The sequence below is a fragment of the Mycobacterium branderi genome (assembly GCF_010728725.1).
Taxonomy (GTDB): Bacteria; Actinomycetota; Actinomycetes; order Mycobacteriales; family Mycobacteriaceae; genus Mycobacterium; species Mycobacterium branderi.
Genome location: NZ_AP022606.1, coordinates 1,489,176 through 1,512,878, shown reverse-complemented (window position 1 = coordinate 1,512,878; position 23,703 = coordinate 1,489,176). Strand labels below are relative to the sequence as shown.

24 protein-coding genes and 2 pseudogenes are annotated in these 23,703 nt (G+C 63.9%); 15 read left to right on the top strand and 11 right to left on the bottom strand.

Features of this window, described 5'->3' with window-relative positions:
• Window positions 1-8 precede the first annotated feature (8 nt).
• A complete protein-coding gene (gene rplI / locus G6N47_RS07835; RefSeq protein ID WP_083132243.1) occupies window positions 9-467 on the top strand; it encodes a 50S ribosomal protein L9 in 459 nt (152 codons plus the stop codon).
• A 451-nt stretch (window positions 468-918) separates the two neighbouring features.
• Window positions 919-2,721 carry a replicative DNA helicase gene (dnaB, locus tag G6N47_RS07830; protein WP_083132244.1) on the top strand — a complete coding sequence of 601 codons (1,803 nt, stop codon included), beginning with the start codon at window positions 919-921 and terminating at the stop codon, window positions 2,719-2,721.
• Between the two features lie 204 nt (window positions 2,722-2,925).
• Here dnaB and G6N47_RS07825 read toward each other — a convergent pair whose 3' ends face one another.
• The 4 genes from G6N47_RS07825 to G6N47_RS07810 are packed head-to-tail and all read right to left on the bottom strand — an operon-like array spanning window position 2,926 to window position 5,818.
• On the bottom strand, window positions 2,926-3,480 hold the full coding sequence (locus G6N47_RS07825) for a nuclear transport factor 2 family protein (RefSeq protein ID WP_083132245.1): 555 nt from the start codon (window positions 3,478-3,480) through the stop codon (window positions 2,926-2,928).
• 34 nt (window positions 3,481-3,514) lie between these two features.
• Complete coding sequence (locus tag G6N47_RS07820; protein WP_083132246.1) at window positions 3,515-4,285, bottom strand: SDR family NAD(P)-dependent oxidoreductase; 771 nt, start codon at window positions 4,283-4,285, stop codon at window positions 3,515-3,517.
• Window positions 4,286-4,333: 48 nt separating this feature from the next.
• Window positions 4,334-4,945, bottom strand: coding sequence for a carboxymuconolactone decarboxylase family protein (locus tag G6N47_RS07815; protein WP_083132247.1), 612 nt, complete (start codon window positions 4,943-4,945; stop codon window positions 4,334-4,336).
• Between the two features lie 36 nt (window positions 4,946-4,981).
• Window positions 4,982-5,818: a mycofactocin-coupled SDR family oxidoreductase gene (locus tag G6N47_RS07810; protein ID WP_083132248.1), complete on the bottom strand. Its 837-nt coding sequence runs from the start codon at window positions 5,816-5,818 to the stop codon at window positions 4,982-4,984.
• A gap of 119 nt (window positions 5,819-5,937) precedes the next feature.
• Here G6N47_RS07810 and G6N47_RS07805 point away from each other — a divergent pair, with 119 nt between their 5' ends.
• The 7 genes and pseudogenes from G6N47_RS07805 (at window position 5,938) to G6N47_RS07780 (ending at window position 10,615) form a co-directional block, all read left to right on the top strand.
• Window positions 5,938-6,579, top strand: a complete 642-nt coding sequence (locus tag G6N47_RS07805; RefSeq protein ID WP_179966369.1) for a TetR/AcrR family transcriptional regulator — start codon at window positions 5,938-5,940, stop codon at window positions 6,577-6,579.
• A gap of 104 nt (window positions 6,580-6,683) precedes the next feature.
• Window positions 6,684-7,427 (top strand): SDR family NAD(P)-dependent oxidoreductase, encoded by a 744-nt coding sequence (locus G6N47_RS07800; RefSeq protein ID WP_083132249.1) that lies wholly within the window; start codon window positions 6,684-6,686, stop codon window positions 7,425-7,427.
• Window positions 7,428-7,517: 90 nt separating this feature from the next.
• A complete protein-coding gene (locus G6N47_RS07795) occupies window positions 7,518-8,447 on the top strand; it encodes a TIGR03564 family F420-dependent LLM class oxidoreductase (protein WP_083132250.1) in 930 nt (309 codons plus the stop codon).
• 51 nt (window positions 8,448-8,498) lie between these two features.
• On the top strand, window positions 8,499-8,630 hold the full coding sequence (locus G6N47_RS30050; protein ID WP_264007121.1) for a hypothetical protein: 132 nt from the start codon (window positions 8,499-8,501) through the stop codon (window positions 8,628-8,630).
• 18 nt (window positions 8,631-8,648) lie between these two features.
• Window positions 8,649-9,038: pseudogene (locus G6N47_RS07790) on the top strand (LLM class flavin-dependent oxidoreductase); the annotation flags it as partial.
• Window positions 9,039-9,173: 135 nt separating this feature from the next.
• Entirely contained in the window at window positions 9,174-10,025 is an 852-nt protein-coding gene (locus tag G6N47_RS07785) for an oxidoreductase (protein WP_083132251.1), read from the top strand.
• Complete coding sequence (locus G6N47_RS07780) at window positions 10,022-10,615, top strand: TetR/AcrR family transcriptional regulator (protein ID WP_083132252.1); 594 nt, start codon at window positions 10,022-10,024, stop codon at window positions 10,613-10,615. The genes G6N47_RS07785 and G6N47_RS07780 overlap by 4 nt, the downstream gene beginning before the upstream one ends.
• 481 nt (window positions 10,616-11,096) lie before the next feature.
• Here G6N47_RS07780 and G6N47_RS30155 read toward each other — a convergent pair.
• Window positions 11,097-11,273: pseudogene (locus G6N47_RS30155) on the bottom strand (MarR family winged helix-turn-helix transcriptional regulator); the annotation flags it as partial.
• On the opposite strand from G6N47_RS30155, the gene G6N47_RS30290 reads away from it, so the two are divergent.
• Window positions 11,206-11,496, top strand: a complete 291-nt coding sequence (locus G6N47_RS30290; RefSeq protein WP_408633077.1) for an LLM class flavin-dependent oxidoreductase — start codon at window positions 11,206-11,208, stop codon at window positions 11,494-11,496. The pseudogene G6N47_RS30155 and the gene G6N47_RS30290 overlap by 68 nt on opposite strands.
• Before the next feature lie 174 nt (window positions 11,497-11,670).
• Entirely contained in the window at window positions 11,671-12,405 is a 735-nt protein-coding gene (locus G6N47_RS07765; protein ID WP_083132254.1) for an SDR family NAD(P)-dependent oxidoreductase, read from the top strand.
• 258 nt (window positions 12,406-12,663) lie between these two features.
• Here the strand turns inward: G6N47_RS07765 and G6N47_RS07760 are convergent, their stop codons facing one another.
• The 6 genes from G6N47_RS07760 to G6N47_RS07735 form a co-directional block, all read right to left on the bottom strand.
• The gene (locus G6N47_RS07760; protein WP_083132255.1) at window positions 12,664-13,065 is read right to left on the bottom strand and encodes a nitroreductase family deazaflavin-dependent oxidoreductase; all 402 of its coding nucleotides are present in this window, start codon (window positions 13,063-13,065) and stop codon (window positions 12,664-12,666) included.
• 69 nt (window positions 13,066-13,134) lie between these two features.
• Complete coding sequence (locus G6N47_RS07755; protein WP_083132256.1) at window positions 13,135-13,548, bottom strand: limonene-1,2-epoxide hydrolase family protein; 414 nt, start codon at window positions 13,546-13,548, stop codon at window positions 13,135-13,137.
• A gap of 54 nt (window positions 13,549-13,602) precedes the next feature.
• On the bottom strand, window positions 13,603-14,718 hold the full coding sequence (locus tag G6N47_RS07750; RefSeq protein ID WP_083132257.1) for an NDMA-dependent alcohol dehydrogenase: 1,116 nt from the start codon (window positions 14,716-14,718) through the stop codon (window positions 13,603-13,605).
• A complete protein-coding gene (locus G6N47_RS07745) occupies window positions 14,715-14,915 on the bottom strand; it encodes a ferredoxin (RefSeq protein ID WP_083132258.1) in 201 nt (66 codons plus the stop codon). Before G6N47_RS07745 ends, G6N47_RS07750 begins: the two co-directional genes overlap by 4 nt.
• A gap of 4 nt (window positions 14,916-14,919) precedes the next feature.
• A complete protein-coding gene (locus G6N47_RS07740) occupies window positions 14,920-17,268 on the bottom strand; it encodes a CaiB/BaiF CoA transferase family protein (RefSeq protein ID WP_083132259.1) in 2,349 nt (782 codons plus the stop codon).
• 214 nt (window positions 17,269-17,482) lie between these two features.
• Window positions 17,483-18,190 (bottom strand): TetR/AcrR family transcriptional regulator, encoded by a 708-nt coding sequence (locus G6N47_RS07735; RefSeq protein WP_083132260.1) that lies wholly within the window; start codon window positions 18,188-18,190, stop codon window positions 17,483-17,485.
• Between the two features lie 227 nt (window positions 18,191-18,417).
• Here G6N47_RS07735 and G6N47_RS07730 point away from each other — a divergent pair, with 227 nt between their 5' ends.
• The 4 genes from G6N47_RS07730 (at window position 18,418) to G6N47_RS07715 (ending at window position 23,680) form a co-directional block, all read left to right on the top strand.
• The gene (locus G6N47_RS07730; RefSeq protein ID WP_179966368.1) at window positions 18,418-19,644 is read left to right on the top strand and encodes a cytochrome P450; all 1,227 of its coding nucleotides are present in this window, start codon (window positions 18,418-18,420) and stop codon (window positions 19,642-19,644) included.
• A gap of 67 nt (window positions 19,645-19,711) precedes the next feature.
• Window positions 19,712-20,917, top strand: coding sequence for an amidohydrolase family protein (locus tag G6N47_RS07725; protein WP_083132261.1), 1,206 nt, complete (start codon window positions 19,712-19,714; stop codon window positions 20,915-20,917).
• A gap of 23 nt (window positions 20,918-20,940) precedes the next feature.
• Entirely contained in the window at window positions 20,941-22,464 is a 1,524-nt protein-coding gene (locus G6N47_RS07720; RefSeq protein WP_083132326.1) for an aldehyde dehydrogenase family protein, read from the top strand.
• A 43-nt stretch (window positions 22,465-22,507) separates the two neighbouring features.
• Entirely contained in the window at window positions 22,508-23,680 is a 1,173-nt protein-coding gene (locus tag G6N47_RS07715; protein ID WP_083132262.1) for a CaiB/BaiF CoA transferase family protein, read from the top strand.
• The last annotated feature ends 23 nt before the right edge of the window (window positions 23,681-23,703 follow it).

Here is a 23,703-nt window from a genome sequence, read left to right as displayed (position 1 = left end):
ACACAACGATGAAGCTGATTTTGACTGCCGAGGTCGACCACCTCGGTTCCGTCGGCGACACCGTCGAGGTCAAAGACGGATACGGCCGCAACTACCTGCTGCCGCGCGGACTGGCGATCGTCGCGTCCCGCGGCGCCCAGAAGCAGGCCGACGACATTCGCCGCGCCCGGGAAACCAAGCAGGTGCGCGATCTGGACCACGCCAACGAGATCAAGGCGGCGCTCGAGGCGCTGGGCTCGGTCTCGCTGCCGGTCAAGACGGCGGGCGACACGGGCAAGCTGTTCGGCTCGGTGACCGCTGGCGACGTCGTCGCCGCCATCAAGAAGGCGGGCGGGCCCAACCTCGACAAGCGCATCGTGCGGCTGCCCAAGGCGCACATCAAGTCCGTCGGCAGCCACCCCGTCACGGTGCACCTGCATCCCGACGTCAACGTCGAGATCGCGCTGGACGTCGCCGCGGAGAGCTAGATCTTTCTTCACGCACCCCGGTGGCAGCCACGCCGCCGGGGTTGTCGTGTTGGCTGGCGAACTTTTCGGCGCGCCGCCCGCGCTGTGAACGTAACCGTCTGTTAACGCCCGGCACGGTTGGCCGATACGCAACACGCCCGAAACGGCAACCTGTCACGACACGCCGAAGAGATTCTCATCCACACAAACTCCACGCCATTGTGGTGCGCCTATCTGCAGAAATGCAGTAACCCTCGACAGTGCTCCACAGGTTTTCCACACCCGCCTCAACACAGGGGGCGACGGATATGCACACCCGATGCACAGCTTCATAAACAGCACCGTTTGGACGCCTTGCCAGCAACCTTTAGCGTCGACCCGTCGCGAGGCGTTGTCGGTGGCTTGACTTAACGTCGAATCGCCGGATCTCGAATGCACGTTCGAGCGATGTGCCGGAGGAGGTGGGGAGCTCATGGCGGTCGTCGACGACCTCGGTCAGCCGGGCATGGACACCCCCAGCGAGGACTACGGCCGCCAACCGCCGCAGGACCTCGCCGCCGAACAGTCGGTGCTGGGCGGGATGCTGCTGTCCAAGGACGCCATCGCCGACGTGCTGGAGCGGCTGCGGCCCGGTGACTTCTACCGCCCCGCGCATCAGAACATCTACGACGCCATCCTCGATCTGTACGGGCGCGGCGAGCCGGCCGACGCGGTGACGGTGGCCGCCGAGCTGGATCGGCGCGGCCTGCTGCGCCGGATCGGCGGGGCGCCGTATCTGCACGATCTGATTTCGACGGTGCCCACGGCCGCCAACGCCGGCTACTACGCGAGCATCGTCGCCGAGAAGGCGTTGTTGCGCCGGCTGGTCGAGGCGGGCACCCGGGTGGTGCAGTACGGCTATGCGGGCGCGGAGGGCGCCGACGTCGCCGAGGTGGTGGACCGGGCGCAGGCCGAGATCTACGACGTGACCGATCGGCGGCTCTCCGAGGACTTTGTGCCCCTGGAGGATCTGCTGCAGCCCACGATGGACGAGATCGACGCGATCGCCTCCAACGGTGGGGTGGCCCGCGGCGTGCCGACCGGGTTCACCGAACTCGACGAGGTGACCAATGGGCTGCATCCCGGGCAGATGATCATCATCGCGGCCCGGCCCGGTGTGGGGAAGGCGCTGGCGCTCAACACCCCGCTGCCGACCCCGACCGGCTGGACCACAATGGGCGATGTCGCGGTCGGTGATGCGTTGCTCGGCGCCGACGGGCAGCCGACGCGCGTGGTGGCCGCCACCGAGGCCATGGTGGGCCGGCCCTGTTACGAGGTCGAGTTCTCCGACGGCACGGTCATCGTCGCCGACGCCGATCACCAGTGGCCGACGGGCTACGGCATCCGCACCACGGCCCAATTGCGTTGCGGCCTGGACACAATCGCCGGCGCCGGCTCGATCGGGCGATACGCCGAAGGCGGCGCGACGCTGATGGCGCCGGTGTTGCAGCTGGACGCGGTGCGACGGGTGCGCAGCGTCCCGGTGCGCTGCGTGCAGGTCGACAACCCTATGCAGCTGTATCTGGCCGGGCGGGGGATGGTTCCGACGCACAACTCGACGCTCGGGCTGGATTTCATGCGGTCCTGCTCGATCAAGCATCGGATGGCCAGCGTCATCTTCTCGCTGGAGATGAGCAAGTCCGAGATCGTGATGCGGCTGTTGTCGGCTGAGGCGAAAATCAAGCTGTCCGACATGCGTTCGGGCCGGATGAGCGACGACGACTGGACCCGGCTGGCGCGGCGGATGAGCGAAATCAGCGAAGCGCCACTGTATATCGACGACTCGCCGAACCTGACCATGATGGAGATCCGTGCGAAGGCGCGGCGGTTGCGGCAAAAGGCCGATCTGCGACTGATCGTGGTGGACTACCTGCAGCTGATGACGTCGGGCAAGAAGTTCGAGTCGCGGCAGGTCGAGGTATCCGAATTCTCCCGGCATTTAAAGCTTTTGGCCAAGGAGCTGGAAGTTCCGGTGATCGCGATCAGCCAGCTGAACCGCGGACCCGAGCAGCGTACCGACAAGAAGCCGATGTTAGCTGATCTACGCGAATCCGGTTCGTTAGAACAAGATTCGGATATGGTGATTTTGCTACACCGGCCAGACGCCTTCGAGCGTGACGACCCGCGAGGCGGTGAGGCGGACTTGATCATTGCCAAACACCGCAATGGGCCGACAAAGACTGTCACAGTCGCACACCAGTTGCATCTTTCGAGATTCGCCAACATGGCGAGATAGTTGAGGAGGCCGCCGCCGACATGTAGGGTCTCACGAATCTTGGCGGAATATCACGAGTGATGGCCGAGCGATGGCGAATCCGCCAAGTTGGTGAGACACGCGGGTTGTTCAATCCCAAGGCTGAATACGTAGTAAATAAACGCGCTCTGCCGGATCTAGCCGCCGAGCAAGGCATTAGCACCGCTACTCCGGACCTGGAAATCGTTACCAGCGTTCGATGTTGGTGTCGTCCTGTGTGAGGGGTCGCGCATAGGAGACGTCGTTGGTGTCCCAGCTGCCCTTGATGAAGCCGGCGAAGTTACCCGACTTCAGTGCCGACCCGTCGCCCTGCAGCGTCCACTCCACGGTGCAGCGGCGCAGCGCGATCTTCCACGTGCCGTCGCGGCGTTCAAGGCGGTCGATGTATCGGCCGCCCATCATGATGAGCGTCTTGCCGGCGCGCGCTTGCACGATGACGTAGCTCTCGCTGTGCGCGACGTCGCCGTCGATCTCGCAGGTGTGTGTCGTGATGTTGTGCGAGTGCTGGTCGAAGGCAGCGGAGTGCGCCGCGTTGGCCCAATCACCGTAGTCTGCAGCCGCTTTCACCGTAGGTCCGTGCTCGTCGACGCCGTCGTCGGTGTAGACACTGGTCATCAGTGGGACATCATGGCGGTCGTGTCCACGGGCCTGGGTATGGATGAGGTCGCGGATCTCAATCTTGTCCTTGACGTACTGCAGGTCGCGGCGCAGTGCTTCGAGGTCGATGTCGGTGCTTGTCACTGAGATGCTCCTTGGTTTGGGGATCAGGATTGATTCAGATGCCGGCGGGACCGGGGCCGCCGTGGATGTACAGGGTCTGGCCGGAGCAGTAGCTGCTTGCATCCGAGGCGAAGAAGAGGACGCCGTAGCCGATTTCATCGGGTTCGGCTATTCGCCCCATGGCGTTCATGGCGCCCAGCTGGTCGACGTCGAATCCGCCTTTCGCTGCGTCTGCCAGCAGTCCGTCTGTTCGGATGGCTCCGCAGGCAATGCAATTGACCCGGATGCCCTTGCGTCCCCAGGCCGCGGCCATTGACCCGGTGAGGTTGTTCACGCCGGCCTTGGCGGCGGCATAGATGGCGGCCTGTGGCATGGCGATCAGGCTCGCGCCGGACGAGATGTTGACGATTGCGCCGCTGCCTTGTGTCATCATCGGCTTCACTGCGCACCTCGAGAGGAACCACACACTGCCGAGGTTGAGGTCCACGACATTGTGCCACTCTTCCTCGGTCCATCTGGTGATGCCTTTGGTTTCACCCCCGCCCGCGTTGTTGACCAGGATGTCGAGTCTCCCGAAGTCGGCCAGGGTGGCATCGACGAGGTCTTGGCATTGCTGGGTTTCGGTGACGTCGGTCGGCACGATCAACGCCCGGCGTCCGAGCGCCTCGACCTCCTTGGCCGTCGCCTGCAGAGGATCGGGCCGCCGTCCGGCCAGCACGATATCCGCACCGTGCTCGGCCAGGACGAGGGCGCTGGCCCGGCCGATGCCCGTGCCGGCGCCCGTGATGACTGCAACTCTGTCGGTCAGCGCGAACCGATCACTCATCGATCAACTCCTGATGTCTGCCGCGGCGAAGCCGCACGGGACGCACGATCATGCGCCGTCGCCGTCGACGGAAAGTCCTGCCTTGGCGCGAAGTTCCCGGACGTCGTCCTCCAAGTGGACCTGGCAGGTTTTCAGCATGCGCATCAGGGCGTCGTAGCTAGTGACCGTGAACATCGTGTCCAGAAGTTGCTGGGTGCCGAATTCGCTCGACAGGGTGGCCCACGTGGCATCGCTCAGTTGGCCGTCGTGGATGAGCTCGTCCACGCATCGCAGCAGTGCGACCTCGAATTCGCTCCAATAGGGCGCGGTCGGACCGAAGGCGATCCGCGCGACATCTTCGGTGCTGATGCCGCCGTCGGGCGCAATGAAGTTGTGATGTGTCCATTCGTAGGCGGATCCACGTACGGCGGCGGTGCGCAGGATGAGCATTTCGCGGTGCCGCATGCTCAGCGTGGTTCCCATCAGCAGGTGTCCCTGCAGCGTGCAGAATGCCCGCGCCAGGGATGGGTGGTGCGCCAACGTCCCCAGTGCGTTCTCCGCTTTGGGGCGGTCCTTGGTGACCGGTGCGGGATGGCGCGGATTGGGTGGCATGAGGGCGGCCATCGCGTCGCGCATCTCCGGCGGCCAGTCCCGGAAACGAAGTGGTGTCACGCGTGACATGGAAGCTGATCCTTTCGAGTTGTGTTGTACGGCTGCTTATTTGAGGAGGGCGCCGCCGTCGACCGGTAGTGCGACCCCGGTGATGTAGCGCGCGTCGTCGGAGACCAGGAAGAGGATGGCGTTGCTGATGTCGGCGGGTTCGACGTACGGAATCGGAAGCACGTGCATCTGCCGGGACGCGACCTCGAAGTCCTCCACGGTGGGATTTTCCAAGTCGGGCCGAAACATCCGGTAGGTCGGCTCGTTGAGCAGCATGGGTGTGGCGACGCTGCTCGGACAGACGATGTTGACGCGGATGTTTCTCGGACCGAGTTCCAGGGCCATGGTGCGCATCAACCCGTGCAGCCCGTGTTTGGACGCGATGTAGTTGCCGATGTTCTCGGCGCCGCGGAGGCCGCCGATCGAGCTGGTGAACACGATCGAGCCGCCGCGCTTGCCGGCCATGATGTGGGGTATCGCCACCCGCGCGGTGATCCACGCGCCGTTGAGGTTGACGTCGATCATGTCGCGCCACGTCTTCGGGTCCATCCGGTTCAGGCGCGTGCCCTCGCTGGCGAGGGCGGCATTGGCGAGCACGATGTCCAGGCGCCCGAGCTGTGCGACACCGTCGTCGACCGCGGCCCGCATGGCGTCGAAGTCTCGAACATCGACCTGCGATGCGATGATGCGCTGTCCGAGCGCCTCGACCCGGCGCACGGTCTCCGCTAGGTCGTCGGGTGTGGACATCGGCAGTTTGACTCCGTCGAGCTGCTTGCACACATCGATGGCGATGATGTCGGCACCCTCACGCGCGAGCGTTACGGCATGGCTGCGACCCTGCCCGCGGGCCGCACCGGTGATGAAGGCCACCTTGCCCCCGACCTTTCCTGCCATTCGGACCTACATTCCCTTCGCGCTTGCATGTGCTATACGACCGTACAGGATTCTAGCTCGGTACAATACACCCGTACAGCGGTCGTCGGCATGTGAAAATGCCATGAACCATCAGGGAGGTGGACATGGCAGCATCGCCCCGCCGCGTAGGAGCAGAGACTTCACAGACGCGTGACGCCTTGCTCGAGGCCGTTGCGCAGATGATGCTGGAGGAGGGATATGCGAGCGTCACGTATCGCGCATTGGCCGCGAAGGCTGGCGTGACACCAAGCCTCGTCCAGTACTACTTTCCCTCGCTGGACGACATCTTCGTCGCCGCCATTCGCCGCTACTCCGAGCGGAACCTGCGATGGTTGACCGAGGAACTTCAGCGGCGACCCGACGATCCACTTCATGCGTTGTGGGAGAGCAGTTGGCACGAGTCGACGAGTGCTCTGATGACGGAGTTCATGGCACTTGGCAACCACCGCAAATCTATTCGTTCCCAGATCGCCGCCGCGACGGACAGCATACGCAGAGTCCAGGTCGACGCGCTGGTGGCAAAATTCGGGAAAGGCGCCCGGCTCCTCGCTGATCTTTCGTTCGATGCCGTGGTGCTGCTGATCAACGGTGTTCCGAAGCTCCTTGAGTTGGAGGAAAGCGTGGGCGTCGATACCGCCCACGCCGAGTTGATCGCCGCGTGCGAGCGCTTGCTGGACGCCGTCGAACCACCAGCCAAGCCTCGCCGCCGCAGGAAGAAGGCTCCGACTCGCCGACGCTGACTCGCCGCAGCGGGCGCTTCGTACCCAGCCTTGTGAGTGCGCTGTACGTCTGTATAGACTGAACGATCGTATAGCAGGTCCACGGCGGGTGGAAGGCGAGCATTGTGAGTCGCGTGGCGGTAGTAACCGGCGGTGGGTCGGGAATCGGGCGGGCCATCGTCGAACGACTGGCCCGCGACCGCCATCGCGTTGCGGTGTTGGACGTAAACGAAGAAGCTGCCGAGAAAGTGGCGGCCCAGGTGCAGGCCGACGGCGCCCACGCAATCGCGGTACTGGCCGACGTCGCCGAAAGCGCCAGTGTCGCAGCGGCGTTCGAGTCGGTGCGGCGCGCGCTCGGCCCCGTCCAGCTCTTGGTTACCAGCGCGGCGATCACTGGCTTCAAGCCATTCGGCGAGATCACGATCGAGGACTGGAACCGCCATCTCGCGGTGAACCTCACCGGCACGTTTCTGTGCCTGCAGGCCGCGCTGCCGGACATGGTCGAGGCCGGTTGGGGGCGTGTGGTCACGATTTCTTCGACGGCGGCACAGACGGGATCGCCCCGACAAGGCCACTACTCCGCATCCAAGGGCGGTGTGATCGCGCTGACGCGAACGATCGCGCTCGAATACGCGGCCCACGGGATAACCGCCAACACGGTGCCGCCGTTTTCCGTTGACACCCCGATGCTTCGCGCGGCGCAGGAGGCGGGAAACCTTCCCCCCGTCAAGCACCTTGCCAAGGCCTCCCCGGTCGGCAGGCTGGGCACTGGCGAGGACATCGCCGCTGTGTGCGCTGTCCTGTGCTCCGACGAGGCGGGCTACATCACGGGTCAGATCATCGGCGTCAACGGCGGCGCGGTGATCTGAGCTCTCAAGGAGCAAGCGCGTATCCATGAATGACGAACACAATCACTGGCGCGCATATCCGTTGACATGCAAAAAGATTGGAGAGCCGCGATGCGGATCGGGCTGACCGGCGGCGCCTCATCGACCGACAAGATCATCGAGCAGGCCCAAGCAGCTGAAGCCGAGGGCTTCACGTCCCTGTGGTACGCCAGCACGGTGGCCGGCGACCCGCTGGTGGCAATGGCGCTGGCGGGACGGGCCACCACCTCGATCGAACTGGGTACAGCCGTACTCCAGACGTATCCCTGCCACCCGCTGCTGCAGGCTAACCGGGTAGCCGCCGCGGCAAATGCCATGGGCCGCCCGGGATTCACGCTCGGGCTGGGCCCCTCGCACGAGCCGCTCGTCAGCGGCGTGCTCGGCGTGTCCTACGACCATCCCGGCAGGAACACCGAAGAATATCTGCGCATCATCAGTGCCCTGTTGCGGGGCGAGGAAGTCGACTACTCCGGTCAGGACTGGACAACCCGCAGTCCCGCCGGGATGGTCAAACTCGACAATGAGGTGCCGCTGCTGCTGTCGGCGCTGTCACCCCGGATGTTGCGTATTGCAGGTCGTTTCGCCGATGGAGTCGTGCTCTGGATGGCGTCGCCATCGGTCATCGAATGCCGCATCGCACCCGCACTGCGCCACGCGACCACGGAATGGGGTCGGCCACCGCCAAGGATCGTAGCTGGACTACCCGTCGCCGTGCACGACGACCTCGTCGAGGCCCGGGCGGCCACCGCGGCGATGTCGACGATGTACGCGGGGATGACCAACTATCAGCGGGTCATCGAGGCGGGTGGCGGCGCCACCCCTGCCGATGTCGCGATCATCGGCAACGAGGAGTCGGTGCGAAAACAACTGCAGGACATGCTCGATGCGGGGGCCACCGACATCTGGGCACAGCCCATCGGAGTCGGTGATGACCGAGCACAACGAAAGGCATCGGCCCAACGCACTCGGGAACTGCTCAGCGAACTCGCCCGCCTCGGTTAGGACTTCTGCTCCGTCATACAGCGACACACCTCCGACTCGAACGGAGTATCCATGGACCTGGGATTCGTGTCCCTCAACACGCCGCACGACATCTGTCCCGGCACGCTTGGCGTCGAACTCGAGTCGCGCGGTTTCGAATCCATGTGGGTCGGCGAACACCCGCAGATTCCCGTGTCGGCCTAAGGCGCCTTCCATCCCTCTCTGTTTCGGGCGCAGAAGCAGATGTGGGATCCGCTGCTGTCCTTGATGGCGGCGGCTCAGGCCACGACCGAGCTTCGTGTCGGCACATCCGTGGCCTTGCCGCTCGAGCATGAAATATTCACATTCGCAAAGCAAGTCGCAACCCTCGACCAGATGACTGGCGGCCGTTTACGGCTAGGCATCGGCGTCGGATTTCGCGCCGAACTAGAACAGTCCCGGCCCATCAAATGGTCGCACCGATACCGCGCGCTCGCCGACATGGTGCAGGCCCTGAGTGCGTTGTGGACTACCGACGAGTCCGAACACCACGGCCCCTTCTTCGATTTCGAGCCGGTGTGGTCATTCCCCAAACCACGGGAGAAACCGCGTCCTCCGCTGCTGGCCGCCGCCTGCTTTGCTTTACGACCGTATTGCGCTCATTGGTGAGCGCTGTCGGAGGTAAGTCATCGATCTGCGCCAGCCATGCAAATCGACGTAGCGATGAAAAAACTCGACACTGCGTTGATTTTTGCGTAGGCTCGTGTCATGCCCAAGACGTTCTTCATCACCGGTGTCAGCAGCGGACTCGGCCGCGCCTTCGCGCACGGTGCGCTGGAAGCCGGCCACACCGTCATCGGCACGGTGCGCAAGACCGCCGATCTGGCCCCTTTCGACGCACTGGACGCGAAGGCCCACGGCCGGATCCTCGATGTCACCGACCACGCGGCGGTCATCGACACCGTCGCCGAAGCCGAAGCGTCCATCGGGCCTATCGATGTCCTGATCGCCAACGCCGGTTACGGATTGGAGGGCGTCTTCGAGGAGACGCCGCTGTCGGAGGTACGCGCGCAGTTTGAGACCAATTTCTTCGGGGCTGCCGCCACCGTGCAATCGGTGCTGCCGTACATGCGTAAGCGGCGGGCCGGACACATCATGGCGGTCACCTCGATGGGCGGGTTGATGACGGTACCGGGGCTCTCGGCGTATTGCGCCAGCAAGTACGCGCTCGAAGGCCTGCTGGAGAGTATCGGCAAGGAAGTCGCCGGGTTCGGGATCCACGTCACCGCAATCGAACCCGGGTCCTTCCGGACGGCTTGGGCGGGCCGGTCAATGGTCCGCGCCGAACGCGCCATCGATGACTACGACACGGTGTTCGAGCCGATCCGTTCGGCACGCCTGCACGCCAACGGCAACCAGCTCGGTGATCCGGCAAAGGCCGCGACGGCCATCCTGACCGTCGTCGACGCTGTGCAGCCACCCCGCCACCTCGTACTGGGATCCGATGCGCTACGGCTGATCCGCGCCGGACGCGACGCGGTCGACGCTGACATCGCGGCCTGGGAGCCATTGTCACGCAGCACCGATTTCCCCGACGGCCATCAGATTGCGGCGAGTTGACCCGGCGACGAGCGGGCGAACCCCGCAAAGGTGACCTCCGCGAGGCCGCGATCCTGGACGCGGCCGAGGAGTTACTGGGCGCCATCGGCTACGACGCGATGACGATCGCCGACATCGCCGCACGCGCTGGCATCACCCGCGGAGCGCTCTACTTCTATTTCGGATCCAAGCAGGAAGTCATCACCGCGCTGTTCGCCCGCACCGTCACGGTGCTGCACGAGAAATCGCGCGCGGCAAGCGAAGACGCCGCCAGCGGGGCAAAGGCGATCGATACCGCCATGAGACGGACCGAGGATCTGTGGCGCGAGCACGGCGTCGTCATGCGCACGGCGATCGACCTTGCGGCAACAGTTCCGCAACTCGATGCGCTCTGGAAAGAGACAGCCGACATCTTCGTCGCTGCGATCACCGCAATACTCGAGCACATGGGAGTGCCGGCCGGTAAGGGGCCCGACCAATCGGCGGCCATCGCTGAAGCTCTGTGCTGGATGATCGAACGCAACTTCTATCAAGCCTCCCGAGTGTCGCCCGCCCGCCTGACTCAAGCGCGACAGACCTGCAGCGAAATATGGCTACGAGTCGCCTCTTGAGTCGCGCTGCGCCCCTGCGTCGCCGTCGGGCGCACCTCTGATCACGGGCGACATAACAGGCGAGGTCGTCGATCATCCCGCTCGACGCCACCTCTCCAATGTGATCGCTCGTATCACCGCGGGGATGTAGCAGCAAGTGGCTCGACCCCGCCGGTCGCGGCTTGCCGAGAACCAGGCCGGCTGTTCCGGGTGACGGCGGAGCGACAAACCATGAGTCGCCGACCATGGGCGCCTACGGCCCCGCTCGCTGGCCGCCGAGTGGCGGCGTGACGACCCTGCCGCCAGCCCGGCTGCTCTGAACAAATAACGCGGATTTGAGACAAGTCACCAATGACATCTCGTGAAACAACTCGCATTACCGCAGTTCGGGCGATCGCGATAGGACACTGAAAATGAGAACCTACAGTCGAGATGCAATGAAGATTGACAAACAGGTACCAGTTGTTTGAAACGTTGTCACCTGCTCGTGCACCTATGAAGTCTACGAGGGCTCGTCATCGGCCCGGGAAGTCGTCGTCTCTGCCAGGTGGTGCAGGATTCGTTCGTTGAGGGCGGCGAGCATGTCGAGTTCAGCCGGGGTGAGCAGGTCGATGAAGTTCCGGCGGACGTCCTCCACGTGCCTGGGCGCTGCCTTCTCGATGGCGGCGCGGCCAGCCGGCGAGTTCTTCTCGTTGCCGCCGGTCCATGCCGACCTGCGCCCGGTCCAGCCCGGCGGCCCGCCCATCTGGATCGGCGGTGCCAGCGAGGCCGCGATGCGCCGGGTCGGCCGCAGCGGCGTCGGCTGGCTCGGGGTCGAGGGGCTGCAGGACGAGGTCACCGACCACCTGTGGTCGATTGCGCGCCGTGCGCGAAGGACGCCGGCCGCGATCCTGATGCGCTGAAGACGGCAATGCGGATCAACCGCGAACCGGGCACGTCCGTTGACTCAGCCGCCAGGCTCGAGCGCCTCGCCCGGTCGGAGGCTGACGAGGGAATCGTGGATGCCTTCGCAATGTTCTCAACTCTTGACCAGATGCTCGACTTCGCCAGCCAGGTTATCGATCGATGGGGTGATGATGGGAAAGCTTGACGGCAAGGTGGCGGTGATCACTGGTGGATCAAGCGGGATGGCGCTGGCCGGTGCCAAGTTGTTCGTTGAAGAAGGAGCTCACGTCTTCATCTCGGGTCGGCGGCAGGAAGCGCTGGATGAAGCCGTCGAGCTGATCGGCCGGAATGTGACCGGTGTGCAAGCGGATTCGGCCAACCTGGACGATCTGGACCGGTTGTTCGATGTGGTCAGGCGGGAAAAGGGCGCCGTCGACGTGTTGTGGGCCAGTGCGGGGATGGGCGAGGAGGGCAAGCTCGGTGAGATCACGGAGCAGCACTTTGATGCGACGTTCGGGCTGAACGCGCGTGGCACGCTGTTCACGGTGCAGAAGGCATTGCCGCTTTTCAACGACGGTGGCTCGATCTTCATGACCGGGTCGATCGCTTCGGTCAAGGGTTTTCCTCACTGGAGTGTGTACGCGGCGAGCAAGGCTGTACTGCATGCCTATGCTCGCGTGTGGTTGAACGAGTTGAAGGACAGGAGGATTCGGGTCAATGTGCTGACCCCGGGCCAGGTCGCCACGCCGATACAGGAGCAGTTGTTCGACGAGGAGACCAAGGCGCAGTTTGAGGCAATGATCCCGCGGGGAAAGATGGGCAGCCCTGGGGAGATTGCATCGGTCGCACTGTTTCTCGCCTCGGATGACTCGAGCTATGTCAATGGTATGGAGTTGATGGTCGACGGCGGCACCACGGCCGTCTGACTGAGCACCGCGCGTGAGCGGAAGCGGATGGACGTGAATATTGAGCAGCCGTCGGGGTGGGTCCGCAGGCGCGGATTCGGGGCGCAGAGACGATTGGGGCGTCTGGGATCTGACCCAACCTGAGGATGCAGCGAAAATTAACAGCCTTCTCCGAGACATCCAACTCTTGCCAAAGTAGACCGGCGATTCTTGTCAATCTTCGCTGCATCTCGACAGCTGAGGCCGCCCACAACAAGCAGTAGCTGTCTTGTCTGCTGTCTAACCCGATCGGCCAGTGCTCGTCTCCGTCAGCACCAATGCTGCTTCGTTGTAGGGGAACAGGCGGTAGAACAGCCGGGGCGCCGGTGCGACAAGGGGTGCGGCCTCAGCCTTACTCACGATCCGCGGGTGGGCCAACGCGATGGCTCTGCCCCGCTTGCGCAATACTGTTGGGCCGCCGGCCAATACGTTTTTGAGCCAGTCGGTCTCAGGCCCGTACCCGACGAGAATGACGTAGCCGTCCCGGGACTTGAATACCAAGAGGGGCGTTCGATAGCGCTTGCCGGACTTGCGGCCGACGTGCTCGAGCGTCCCTAGGCAGGGGAGCCACGGTGTGAGAGACCGAGCGGTTGGGTTTGTGACACGGCGGTTGAAATTGGCGACAGCACGAGGCATTCGCATGAAAGTCCCTTCCTCACCACGCGACTGGCGGTGCTTCGAGACGACAGCGGGACGCTGCTATGCCACGGCTCATGCGGTCGCGGGCACCAGGGCGCTGATGTCCTCGCCTTGAAGGAGTTTCATCGTCAAATTCAGATCGAAGTAGTCGGTCCAGCGAGTGATTCTCCCGTCGCCGTCGACCACAAAGGTCCCCATGACGGGGATGGCCGGCTTGCTTCCGTCCGGCGCCTGGATGTAGTCCAGGCGTTCGGTGAGCACCACGGAACCCTCACTGGCGAGGTTGACGATTTCAAAGGCGTAGGCGTCGGGAAACATCGCGAATTGGGCGGCCATGTTCTCCACGATGGCATCGGGTCCGATGAAGGCGGGCATTCCCACGTTCTGATAAACAGCACCTTCAGCGAGCAGGGGACGCAACGCTTCGGCGTCCCGCTGCTCCATCAACGCGCAGAACTGGCGGACGACATCGGCTGGCGAGGACATAAGTGAATTCCTTTCGGCGACTGAGTGAATGAACTTGGGTCGTTTCCCACAGAGTCAGTGGTCGTGGATGATCACCCCGCGGATGTTGCGGCCGGCCAGCATGTCGTCGTAGGCCTCATTGATGTCGTCGAGCTTGTACTCGGTGGTGACGGTCTCGTCGAGCAACAGCTTGCCGCTGCGATACAAGCTGATCAGCCGCGGGATGTCGGCCCGCGGGTTGGCCTCGCCATACAGGCTGCCGAGGAGGCGCTTCTGGAACAGCGTGAACAACGTCAGCGGCAGCGTGGGCGTCACGTCGGACATCGATGCCAGGGCGGTCGCCACCACGGCACCGCCCTTGCGCACCGCATTGAGCGCGTCGTTGATCATCGCGCCTTCGAGCACGCCTGGCGTGAGGATGGCCGAGTCGGCCATGACTCCGCGCGTGATCTCGCCGACGAGCTGGGTTGCTTCCTCCATCGAGGTAGAAAAGTGCGTGGCTCCGAACTCAAAAGCCTTGTCGCGCTTGCTCGGTTCGATATCGACGACGACGATCTCCTCCGCACCGGCCAGCCGCGCACCCTGAATGGCACCGCTGCCGATGCCTCCGCAGCCCACCACAACGACGACGTCTCCGGGACTGACCTCTGCGGTGTTGACAGCCGAACCCCAGCCGGTGGTGACGCCGCAGCCGAGAAGGCATGCGCGCGAAAGCGGCACATCGTCGTCGATCTTGACCACCGAGGCTTCCGACAACACACCCCACTGCGCGAAACTGCCGACGCCGGAAAGGGCCCCGATGCCCCGCCCTCTGGCTCGGCGCCGGAACGTGCCGTCGGCCTGGACCCCCGCCAGGATCGTCGCGCCGAAATCACAGAGGTTCTGACGGCCCGTGGCGCACCAGCGGCAGCGACCGCACGCCGGCAGGAAAGAGGTGACCACGTGATCTCCCACCGCCATATCGCGGACCCCCGGGCCGACTTCCCGAACGACGCCCGCCCCTTCGTGTCCGCCGATCAACGGAAAACTCACCCCGAACATGTCACCGGTGCGAATGTGGTGGTCGGAATGGCATAGACCGGTCGCTTCGAACTCGACGAGTAGCTCGCCGTCCTGCGGCGGATCGAGCTCGATCTCCTCGACCGACCACTTCTCGTTCAGCCCCCACAGCACTGCTCCCTTGGTCTTCATGGCGACTCCTTGACGATGTGAATAGCACGCTCGGGGCAGTTGGCAATAGCGTTGTGCGCCCGGTCTTCCCATTCGGGGGGAACGTTTTCCACGACGACGAAGGCGGTCCCTTCGTCGTCGATGTCGAACAGATCGGGATACGTGGCGTAGCAACGGCTGTGTCCCTGACACATATCCCGGTCGACATGAAGTTTCATGGCCCTAGTCCAATCCGCCCGGTTTGTTCCCGATGACACCTGTTTCTGCGAGGGTCGCAAGGGAGGGCTCGTCGAGGCCGAGCAGATCGCCGAGGATGTCGGCATTGTGCTGCCCCAGCGTCGGTGCCGCTGTCCGGTACCACTTGTCGACGCTGCGGTATTTGAAGGGAATCGCAGGCACGTGATGCGGTCCCGCGACAAGATGGTCGAGGCTTTCGAAGAAGCCGCGCGCGGCGAGCTGAGGGTGCATCGATCCGACCCTGGCGTCTGCCAAATCCGCAGCCGGTACGCCGTATCCAACGAGTAACTCGGCTGCGGCCGAGGAGTCGTGGCGGCCGGCCCATTCTTCGAGGTGCTTGTCGAGCACATCATGCGCCCGAACTCGCCCTTCGTGGGTGTCCAGCGAGGGGTCGTTGGCCCAATCCGGCTCGCCCAGAGCAGATTTCAGTAGGCGCCACTGTTCGTCCGTCGCGACCGATATCGCCAGCCACCGCTCGGTGCCCGCGCATCGATAGACCCCTTGGGGGGCGGCGTCACGGCTGCGATTTCCTAGTCGCGATATCAGGTTGCCGTGTGCGGTGAATTCGACGACCTGCTCGGCAGCCGCGTTGAGCGCGGACTCGACCATCGATACTTCGATGAGGCATCCTCGGCCCGTCTCGTCGCGTTGCCGAAGGCCTGTGAGCATGGCGAACGCGGAGTGCATGCCCGCCAGTGGGTCACACGGGCCGCGGGGGATGCGGGGCTGATCGTACTCATGGCCAGTCACCCACGCCATTCCGGTCATCTGCTCCATCGTTTGCGCGAAACCCACGTTGTTGCGCCATGGCCCGTCGAGCCCGAAGGCTGGCATACGAACCATCACTATTCGAGGGTTCCGCTCACTGACGGCCTCCCACGTGATCGCGAAATTATCGAAGACGCGGGGCGAGAAGTTCTCGACCAGAATGTCCGACTGTTCAACGAGTTTGAACAGCAGTTCCCGCCCCGCCGGTGAGGACAGGTCGAGGGTGAGCCCTCGCTTATTAGTGTTCGTTGCCAGGTACATGCCCGACCGCTCCCACCACTGCGGCTGATGGGCGAACGCCGCGGCTACCATCCGCGCACCGTCAGGGCGCTGCGTCGACTCGAGGTGAATGACCTCGGCGCCCAGTGCGGCGAGAATGTGGGTCGAGGAGGGGCCCGCCCACCATGCGGTCGCGTCGAGAATTCGTATGCCCTCCAAGGGAAGTCCGGGCGAGCGGTGGGCAACCCTCGCAATCCTGTTGTGGGCGGGCACTTTTGTCATCTCGCCGAGCGAGGGCGCAACGTCGGTTGGGGCGGGTCGTCGGCCATCGATCCGGTAGGGCGCCAACGGGTGGGTGAAGTTGCCGTCGGCAGAGGTGCCCCAGACGCCGCGCGCCGCGAACTGAGGGTGGTACAGCACCGTCTGGCCATTGTTGACCGGCGAGACGGGGATGCGCAGATCGGAGGCCAGCGCCACGATCTCGTCCGTGGAACGTCCCGTCGTCCATTCCCGCACAATCTGATTCCATTGTTCCCGGCGTTCCCAGCGCGTCGTGGCGAGTGCCCACGCAGGGTCATCCTCGAGCAGGTCCAGCCGGCCGATCATCGCCAGGAACGACTCGAATTGCTGGCGGGTGTTGGTGTTGAAGCCGACCCAGCCGTCCGCGGTCGGTTCGATGGAAGGGATTTCCACCTGACGGGCGGGCCCGTTCAACGGGGGGCGACCGGCCAGCTCGTGGTAGAGGTCAGCGAATCCGCTGGCGCTGAGGTGGCAGGCCTCCAACAACGAGCAGTCGATGATCTCGCCCGGTCCGCCCAATTGAGTCCGACGCAAAGCGCCAAGCGCGCCCACGGCGGCATAACTGGCCATCACCCATTCGAAGACTCGACCACCCGCTTGAATGGGCGGTTGGTCCGGGCGACCTCGCAACGCCAGCGTTCCGCTCTCGGCCTGGATCGTGAACTCCGTTGCGGGCCGGCCGCGGTACGGTCCGGTCAATCCGTACGCAGACAGGGCCACGACCACCAGGTGTGGTGCACGCCGTAGGAGGGCCTCGCGGTCGAGTGCCCCGGGGCCAAGAGAATCGACGAACACATCGGCTGAAACGATCAGGTCCTCCACCTCGGACAGCGCAGTGCCGACGACCGAGCGCTTACCGGCGTTCAAGAATTTGAACAACGCGCCGGTGCCGCCTCGATCGCCAAATGTTCGGTGGCGGAGCGGATCACCTTCTGCGGCTTCTATTTTGATGACCTCGGCTCCGAGGTCGGCGAACATCTTGGTGCAGTACGGGCCGGCGATTTCGGTCGCCCACTCGACAACACGCACCCCTCGGAGCGGATTCATCGAGCCGCCATTTTCCGCGTCGAGGTTGGTGCAAGTGCATTACTCGCACCGCTGAATGCACACCCCAATGTGAAGTCCTCACGCTCGTGCCGATCGAGCAGGGAGCTCTGCGTGCGCAGGGCTGTGGCCTGGCTGGCAACGACGCTAGTGACGGCAAAGCCAGCGTGTCAAGTGCGACTCGATAACTGTGGTGTGGGTGGAGTTCGGCGGATCTCTAGTCGGCCGCGCGCACCTTGGCGGCCCGCTGGGCCCGCCTGGCCCGCTGGGTCCGCCCGGTCCGCTTTGCGGAAGGCGGCTGAGTCGATGCGCTTACCCCGTCGGCGAAGATCTTCGAGCCCAGTTCGATCTGCGCGCGGATATCCGACTCCTCGGTACCAAACCAGCGCGGTCCCAGGCTCGTTGTGAAGATGATGAAGTTGGCTAGCAGCTCGGCCAACAGGTCGGCGTCGACGTCGGTCTTGATCTGCCCGGCCGCTTGGTAGTGGCGAACGCCCTCGGCGATAACAGCCGTACGGCGCGCGTGATTGGGTTGCAGCACGCGCACCGAGAAGTCCGGATCCGACAACGCCCGACTGGAAATGTCCCAGCCGGGAACACCGCTGCTGCGGTCGTCGATCCTCAGCCGTGCAAAAAACAGCTGCTCGACATACTCTTCGAACCGCGCTGGCAGAGCAGCCACGACTTGCTCTTCGGCCTCGCCGACAAGGTCGGCGATCTGTCGGGCAACAACTTGCTCGAAGATGCCTCGCTTGTCTCCGTAGTAGTGGAACAGCATCGCCTCGGAGCAGTCGGCGCGGCGAGCGATCTCCTTTGTCGCCGCGGCCGCGTACCCCGCTTCGGCAAAGACCTCCGCAGCAGCCTCAAGGAGAGCTCGTTGCTTGCCATCCTTGTCGCGAACTCGCCGGCGCGCGCCTGTAGTCATCACCCATAGCTTAGGAGCACCCGGCTTCCGAGAGGAAGCTAGCAAGCGTGCCGACCCAGCTAGCCGCGGCCGGCTCCATCGACGCCGGCGCAGTTATCGAGTGTGACTTGACTCCACGCTGGCGACGACTTACTGTGCTGCCAAACCAAATTTCGGCGTGCGCGAGATGACCGCCGGCGTTGTCCCGATCTCGGCCGGTTCGCGCGCGAGCGCGGAAAGGACTACCCATGGTGAGCAAATCGCCGGAGGAGCACGCCCGGAATCTCGACCTTCGCCACGACGACTTCAACGACCAAGAATTCCTCTATGAGGTCTACGCGGTGATGCGGGAGAACGGACCGTTCAGCCACCAGGACGTCCCTTTCCTGGGACCCACGCCCGGGGGCGCGTGGGTGGCCACCCGCTACGACGACTGCTACGAGATCTTGCGCGATTGGCGCAGCTTCTCCAGCAAACCCGTTGGGCTGGAAGGCAATCCGATGTCGTTTGGCGACATCGTCATCACCCTGGATCCGCCGCGGCAGCAGCAACTCCGCAAAGTTCTCAATCCGTATTTTTCTCCGGGCCGGATGAAAGACCTGGAGCCCCAGGTGCGCGCGGTCACCGACGGGTTGATCGACAACTTCATCGAGTTGGGGCGCGGGGACCTCGCCGATGTCGCATGGCAACAACCTGGGATCGTGTTCTTCCGGTATCTCCTCGGTATGCCCGTGGAGGACGTGCCGCTCTACATCGAGACGGCCGACCTCGCGATCAACGGTGAGAGCGAAGAAGTCCGAAACGGCTCGATGACGAATCTCTACCTCCGCGTACGCGAGGAGATCGACAAGCGTCGTGCTGAACCGCCGCGCGACGACCTGATCGACGTCCTGCTCGCCGCCGAGATCGACGGCGAAAAACTGAGCTTCGACGACGTCGTCGCGAACGTGATGCTGCTGGTGCAGGCCGGGCTCGAAACAACCTCTAGCGCAATGTCATTCGCCTTCTTCCACCTGGGCACCCATGCGTCCGATCGCGACCGACTGGTCCGCGATTCCCAGCTGATGCCGACGGCGATCGAGGAATTCATCCGGTACGCCGGGTCGGTCCACGGACTGCATCGTTCCGTCGCCGAAGAGGTCGAGGTGAGCGGACAGAAGTTCTGTCCAGGTGAGACGGTCGTGGTGAATTATGCGGCCGCCAACCGCGACGCGCGCGAGTTCGACGAGCCGGACAAGTGCATCCTCGACCGGCAGACCAACAGGCACCTCGGTTTCGGCGCCGGCGTCCACCGCTGCCTGGGCTCCAATCTCGCCCGACTCGAGTTCCGGGTAGGTGTCGAGCAGACACTTCGTCGGCTACCCGACTACGTAATTCCGGCCGGGGCTAAAGTCGATTTTCACGGGAACTCGGTCACCCGGGGCTACCGCGCGCTGCCCGTCGTGTTCACGCCCGGCGCCCGCGTCGGCCGATGAAGGGCGTCGGACAACCGCCGATATCGTCTCGCAGCCAACGTAATAGCGAAACCAGGGAGGAACCCCCGTGGACAAGCAAGATCTTCAATGGATGATCTCCGTCGACGACCACATCATCGAGCCGCCGAACCTCTGGGTGGACCGCGCGTCGGCCGCCGACCGTGACCGAGTCCCACATGTCGAGCGTATCGACGGCATCGATACCTGGGTCTACGACCAGGCGCGTGCGTCGGTGTTGGGCATCTTGGTCGCGGCCCACCAAAAGCCGGCCGAATACTCCCCCCTGCCAGTGAATTACGACGAGATGCCGCGGGCCTACTTCGACCCGGTGGCTCGCATTCCCGACATGGACGAGGACCATGTGATCGCGGGATTGAACTTTCCGTTCTTCCCCCGGTTCTGTGGTCAGATGTTCGCCCACCTCGGTGACCGCGACCTCGGTCTCAAGTGCGTGCGAGCGTACAACGACTTCGTCATCGACGAGTGGTGCGCGGCGGCGCCCGGTCGCTACATCCCGATGATCATCATTCCGTTGTGGGATACCCAACTCGCCGTGGAGGAGACGCTGCGGTGCGCCGGCAAGGGCGCCAAAGCCATTGCCTTCTCGGAGAACCTGTATCCGTTGGGGTTTCCGTCCATCCACTCGGGAGCGTGGGACGATTTCTTCGCGGTGGTGAACGAGACGAAGATGCCGCTGTGCACCCACATCGGGTCGTCGTCCGTGAGTCCCACCACGGCGCCCGACGCACCGTTCGGGGTTCAGGCAGTCAACATCAACCTCAATCTGGCGAACTCGACGACGGATTGGCTGTTTTCGGGCAAGCTGCAGAAGTTTCCCGACCTGAAGATCGTGCTGGCTGAGGGCGGCATCGGCTGGATCCCCTACCTCATCGAGCGCGCTGAGCATGTCGCCGCCGACTACCAATACCTACGGGCCAACAACTGGGCGGTTGACCCGGCCACGATGCGCTTGAACCCAGTGCCCACCGACCCTGAGATTTTCCCGGAGTCGCCGCGTCAGCTCTTCCGCGACCACATGTACGGCTGCTTCATCGAAGACGACTTCGGGGCGGCCAATCTCGACGCCATCGGCATCGACAACGTGATGATCGAAACGGATTATCCGCACACCGACAGCCTCTGGCCCAACTCCCTCCAGGCCGCTCACAAGGCACTCGACGGCCGGTCCGACATCGACAAGTACAAAGTGCTGCAGGGTAATGCCCGCCGAATCTTCGACTTTGAGCCCGCCCCCTATCCGACGGTGACGTAGCCGGCGGCCGACGGAGTCGCATGATGCGTGAATACCAGAACTTCATCGACGGCCAGTGGTCGAGCGAAAACGCCGTCGGCACCATCGATGTCATCGATCCGGCCACCGAGGAGCTGATCGGGCGGGTCGTCGACGGTGGGCCAAAGCAGGCGGCTATGGCGATCGAGGCCGCCAGGCGCGCCTTCGACGAGGGGCCGTGGCCATGGATGTCCGTGCGGGAACGGGCAAAGATCATCAAGCGGTTTGCTGAGATCCTCGACGCGCGCAGAGCGGAACTTCGCGAGCTGATCGTCGCCGAGATCGGCTCGACCGGCTTCCTCACCGACCTGGTTCAGGTCGGGGGTGCAATCGAGGCGGCCCACTACTACGGCGAGTTCGTCGAGCACGATGTGACGTGGGTCGAGACGCCGGGCGGGCCCGTCGTGTCGCCGACCGGTCTGGGCGGGGTGACGGTGGTGCGCGAACCGGTCGGAGTGGTCGGCGTCATTACGCCGTTCAACTTCCCTTTCTCGATCAACATTCAAAAGTGTCTGGCCGCCTTGGCTGTTGGCTGCGCCGTGGTACTCAAGCCCCATCCGTGGACCCCGATGAATGCCTTGGAGCTGGCCAAGGTCGGTGAGGAAGCGGGCCTGCCGCCCGGGGTGTTCAACGTCGTCGTGGGAGGTGCGGGCGTCGGCGAGGAGCTGTGTACCCACCCCGGCGTCGATATGATCGGGTTCACCGGTTCGACGGCGACCGGCCGGCGCATCCGCGAAGTCTCGGCGGCAACGATGAAACGCGCTCAACTCGAACTGGGCGGCAAGAGCGCGCACATCGTCCTCGACGACGTCACCGAAAGCGACGTTGCGGGAATAGGATTCGGACAGGTGCTGATGCACGCCGGACAAGCATGCACCGTCACGTCGCGACTGCTGTTGCCCGAGCACCTGCTCGACGCGTATGTCGAGGGACTCAAAGCTATGGCCCCCATGATCACGGTGGGGGACCCGCGTGATCCCGCCACTGTCGTCGGCCCGCTGATCAGGGAGCAGCAACGTCAACGAGTGGAGACCTTCGTCGAGTCGGGCAAACAGGAAGGCGCGCGGCTGGTGGTCGGCGGCAAACGTCCCGAGCATCTCGAGCGCGGCTTCTATTACGAACCTACGGCGTTCGTCGACTGCCGCAACGATATGCGGCTGTGCCAGGACGAGGTGTTCGGGCCCGTGCTGGCGGTGATCACCTATCGGTCCGAAGACGAAGCCATCCGCATCGCGAACGACTCCATCTACGGTCTGGCGGGTCTGGTGATGACCCGTAACGCCGCAAAGGGTTTCAACGTCGCAAGGCGGGTCAGAACGGGCACCATCATGGTGCAGACCGTTGCACCCGGTGTCGATCTGGGAACCAACCCCGGTCGCGGGCAGGGCCCCGGCTGGTCGCTGCCGGCGCGCGGCATGTTCAACGGCGGCGGGCCATTCGGCGGCTTCAAGCAAAGCGGACTCGGCCGAGAGCAAGGGCGTTGGGGCTTCGAGGAATACACCGAGCTGAAATCAATCACCATGATGTAGCGCACCCGCTTGCGTGCGGTGTTCGGGCTGGAAAGGGCGCATTGTGGAACTTCTCAGGGATGTCCGAGTCCTCGAGGTGTCACTGTTCTCCACGGATGCACTGGGCGGGCATCTGGCCGACCTGGGCGCAGAGGTGATCAAGGTCGAGCCGCCCGGCGGCGGCGGTTTCCGCGGTTCGGCGGTGTCCGGTGGCGAACTGCAGGACTCGCATTGGAATCGGGGCAAGAAGAGCGTCGCGCTAAACCTGAAAACAGCTGAGGGTCAAGAGGCTTTTCGCCGCCTGGCGGCGACGTCGGGGGTGGTGATCGACGGTCTCCGTTATGGAGCCGCGCATCGCCTCGGTTTCAGCTATGACGACGTCGTCGCAGTAAACCCGACGATTGTGTACTGCGTGCTCAATGGGATGGGCAGCTACGGCCCCTACACCCGCCTGGCTACCCACGGGCTGTCCTTCGACTGTTTCGCCGGCTTGAGTCCGCCGATAATCGACGCGGATGGCACGCCACGGCTTTCGGGGGCGGCCAGCGGGACCACGGGTGTTCTGGCGGGGCCGCTGTACGCAGCCATGGGCGTACTGGCCGCGCTGCACGCCGCCGGACGCGACGGCGAGCCGCAATACATCGAAGTGGCGCAGGTTGACGCGGCGATCAACTGGAATTTTCAGCACCTCGCGGCGTTGGCGAACGGTCAACCCTCCTCCGGTGAGGGAATCCGCGCATCGCTTCGCTACCAGTACTACCGAACACGGGATCAAAATTTTGTGGTGTTCAACGCTTTAGAGGACAAGTTCTGGCTGAGATTCTGCGAGTCAGTCGACAGGATGGACCTCTACGAACCAGGGCGCCAACAGCCGGGAACAGATGCCGAAACAGAGGTCCGGCTGCGCAGAGAGTTGACCGCAATCTTCGAGAGCCGCACACGCAGAGAGTGGATGGACTTTTTCATCGCAACCGATATTGCAGGGGCACCAGCATTTTTGGGGGCGGACCTGTTCGACGACGACCATGTCAAGGATCGTGGACTCGTCTACGAACAGCCTCGGCCGGATGGGGCGCCGCAGCGGTTGGTGGGAACGTGCATCAAGACCAAGCCCGACGAACGGTTTGCACCGCCGGCGGCGCCGCAGGTTGGGCAGCATACGGAGGAGTTACTCGGGGCACTGGCCGGCTACGACGCGGCTGGAATCCAGCGCCTCCGTCTATCGGGTGCGATTTAGTTATTGCACGGACGGATCGCCGC